This is a genomic window from Streptococcus equinus, from assembly GCF_900104225.1.
GTDB lineage: Bacteria > Bacillota > Bacilli > Lactobacillales > Streptococcaceae > Streptococcus > Streptococcus equinus_D.
The window spans coordinates 1-3,650 of the sequence record NZ_FNJK01000013.1 but is presented as its reverse complement, the minus strand read 5'-3'; the positions used below and the strand labels follow the sequence as shown (position 1 = coordinate 3,650).

The window sequence follows — 3,650 nt, the reverse complement described above, 5'->3', positions numbered from 1 at the left end:
GACGGCAAGCAAATCTCTTAAAGCCAATCTCAGTTCGGATTGTAGGCTGCAACTCGCCTACATGAAGTCGGAATCGCTAGTAATCGCGGATCAGCACGCCGCGGTGAATACGTTCCCGGGCCTTGTACACACCGCCCGTCACACCACGAGAGTTTGTAACACCCGAAGTCGGTGAGGTAACCTTTAAGGAGCCAGCCGCCTAAGGTGGGATAGATGATTGGGGTGAAGTCGTAACAAGGTAGCCGTATCGGAAGGTGCGGCTGGATCACCTCCTTTCTAAGGAAAAAACGGAAGCACGTTTGGAGTATTGTTTAGTTTTGAGAGGTCTTGTGGGGCCTTAGCTCAGCTGGGAGAGCGCCTGCTTTGCACGCAGGAGGTCAGCGGTTCGATCCCGCTAGGCTCCATTGAATCGAAAGATTCAAAAGATTGTCCATTGAAAATTGAATATCTATATCAAATTCCACGATTCAAGAAATTGAATTGTAGATAGTAACAAGAAATAAACCGAAACGCTGTGATTTAATGAGTTTAAGGTCAACAGACCAAAATAAGGTTAAGTTAATAAGGGCGCACGGTGGATGCCTTGGCACTAGAAGCCGATGAAGGACGTGACTAACGACGAAATGCTTTGGGGAGTTGTAAGTAAACATTGATCCAGAGATGTCCGAATGGGGGAACCCGGCATGTAATGCATGTCACTCATTACTGTTAAGGTAATGTAGAGGAAGACGCAGTGAACTGAAACATCTAAGTAGCTGCAGGAAGAGAAAGCAAACGCGATTGCCTTAGTAGCGGCGAGCGAAAAGGTAAGAGGGCAAACCGATGTGTTTACACATCGGGGTTGTAGGACTGCGTTGTGGGACGACAAGAATATAGAAGAATTACCTGGGAAGGTAAGCCAAAGAGAGTAACAGCCTCGTATTTGAAATATTCTTTAACCCTAGCAGTATCCTGAGTACGGCGAGACACGAGAAATCTCGTCGGAATCTGGGAGGACCATCTCCTAACCCTAAATACTCTCTAGTGACCGATAGTGAACCAGTACCGTGAGGGAAAGGTGAAAAGCACCCCGGGAGGGGAGTGAAATAGAACCTGAAACCGTGTGCCTACAACAAGTTCGAGCCCGTTAATGGGTGAGAGCGTGCCTTTTGTAGAATGAACCGGCGAGTTACGATATGATGCGAGGTTAAGTTGAAGAGACGGAGCCGTAGGGAAACCGAGTCTTAATAGGGCGTCTTAGTATCATGTCGTAGACCCGAAACCATGTGACCTACCCATGAGCAGGGTGAAGGTGAGGTAAAACTCACTGGAGGCCCGAACCAGGGCACGTTGAAAAGTGCTTGGATGACTTGTGGGTAGCGGAGAAATTCCAAACGAACTTGGAGATAGCTGGTTCTCTCCGAAATAGCTTTAGGGCTAGCGTCGATGTTAAGTCTCTTGGAGGTAGAGCACTGTTTGATTGAGGGGTCCATCCCGGATTACCAATATCAGATAAACTCCGAATGCCAACGAGATATAATCGGCAGTCAGACTGCGAGTGCTAAGATCCGTAGTCGAAAGGGAAACAGCCCAGACCACCAGCTAAGGTCCCAAAATATATGTTAAGTGGAAAAGGATGTGGGGTTGCACAGACAACTAGGATGTTAGCTTAGAAGCAGCTATTCATTCAAAGAGTGCGTAATAGCTCACTAGTCGAGTGACCCTGCGCCGAAAATGTACCGGGGCTAAAACATATTACCGAAGCTGTGGATACCTTTTAGGTATGGTAGGAGAGCGTTCTATGTGTGAAGAAGGTGTACCGTGAGGAGCGCTGGAACGCATAGAAGTGAGAATGCCGGTATGAGTAGCGAAAGACAGGTGAGAATCCTGTCCACCGTAAGACTAAGGTTTCCAGGGGAAGGCTCGTCCGCCCTGGGTTAGTCGGGACCTAAGGAGAGACCGAAAGGTGTATCCGATGGCCAACAGGTTGATATTCCTGTACTAGAGTATATAGTGATGGAGGGACGCAGTAGGCTAACTAAAGCGTGCGATTGGAAGTGCACGTCTAAGCAGTGAGGTGTGATATGAGTCAAATGCTTATATCTATAACATTGAGCTGTGATGGGGAGCGAAGTTTAGTAGCGAAGTTAGTGATGTCACACTGCCAAGAAAAGCTTCTAGCGTTAATTATACTCTACCCGTACCGCAAACCGACACAGGTAGTCGAGGCGAGTAGCCTCAGGTGAGCGAGAGAACTCTCGTTAAGGAACTCGGCAAAATGGCCCCGTAACTTCGGGAGAAGGGGCGCTGGCTTTAAGTCAGCCGCAGTGAATAGGCCCAAGCAACTGTTTATCAAAAACACAGCTCTCTGCTAAATCGTAAGATGATGTATAGGGGGTGACGCCTGCCCGGTGCTGGAAGGTTAAGAGGAGCGCTTAGCAATAGCGAAGGTGTGAATTGAAGCCCCAGTAAACGGCGGCCGTAACTATAACGGTCCTAAGGTAGCGAAATTCCTTGTCGGGTAAGTTCCGACCCGCACGAAAGGCGTAATGATTTGGGCACTGTCTCAACGAGAGACTCGGTGAAATTTTAGTACCTGTGAAGATGCAGGTTACCCGCGACAGGACGGAAAGACCCCATGGAGCTTTACTGCAGTTTGATATTGAGTATCTGTACCACATGTACAGGATAGGTAGGAGCCTAAGAAATCGGGACGCTAGTTTCGGTGGAGGCGTTGTTGGGATACTACCCTTGTGTTATGGCTACTCTAACCTAGATAGGTGATCCCTATCGGAGACAGTGTCTGACGGGCAGTTTGACTGGGGCGGTCGCCTCCTAAAAGGTAACGGAGGCGCCCAAAGGTTCCCTCAGAATGGTTGGAAATCATTCGCAGAGTGTAAAGGTATAAGGGAGCTTGACTGCGAGAGCTACAACTCGAGCAGGGACGAAAGTCGGGCTTAGTGATCCGGTGGTTCCGCATGGAAGGGCCATCGCTCAACGGATAAAAGCTACCCTGGGGATAACAGGCTTATCTCCCCCAAGAGTTCACATCGACGGGGAGGTTTGGCACCTCGATGTCGGCTCGTCGCATCCTGGGGCTGTAGTCGGTCCCAAGGGTTGGGCTGTTCGCCCATTAAAGCGGCACGCGAGCTGGGTTCAGAACGTCGTGAGACAGTTCGGTCCCTATCCGTCGCGGGCGTAGGAAATTTGAGAGGATCTGCTCCTAGTACGAGAGGACCAGAGTGGACTTACCGCTGGTGTACCAGTTGTCTTGCCAAAGGCATCGCTGGGTAGCTATGTAGGGAAGGGATAAACGCTGAAAGCATCTAAGTGTGAAGCCCACCTCAAGATGAGATTTCCCATGATTTTATATCAGTAAGAGCCCTGAGAGATGATCAGGTAGATAGGTTAGGAGTGTAAGTGTGGTGACACATGTAGCGGACTAATACTAATAGCTCGAGGACTTATCCAAAGTAACTGAGAAAGATTGACAGCGATTCGGAAACTTGTTAGAATATATAGGTATTCAATTTTGATTGGATAATCAATCATAGTTAAGTGACGATAGCCTAGGAGATACACCTGTTCCCATGCCGAACACAGAAGTTAAGCCCTAGCACGCCTGATGTAGTTGGGGGTTGCCCCCTGTTAGATATGGTAGTCGCTTAGCA

Annotated in this window: 1 tRNA gene and 3 rRNA genes; all 4 read left to right on the top strand. The window is 48.8% G+C overall.

The annotated features are described in order from the left end of the window. A 16S ribosomal RNA gene (locus BLP98_RS09170) occupies window positions 1-276 on the top strand; the annotation flags it as partial. A 55-nt stretch (window positions 277-331) separates the two neighbouring features. After that, window positions 332-404 (top strand) — tRNA-Ala (locus tag BLP98_RS09165). Between the two features lie 147 nt (window positions 405-551). Next, a 23S ribosomal RNA gene (locus BLP98_RS09160) occupies window positions 552-3,451 on the top strand. Window positions 3,452-3,533: 82 nt separating this feature from the next. Further along, a 5S ribosomal RNA gene (gene rrf, locus BLP98_RS09155) occupies window positions 3,534-3,649 on the top strand. The last annotated feature ends 1 nt before the right edge of the window (window position 3,650 follow it).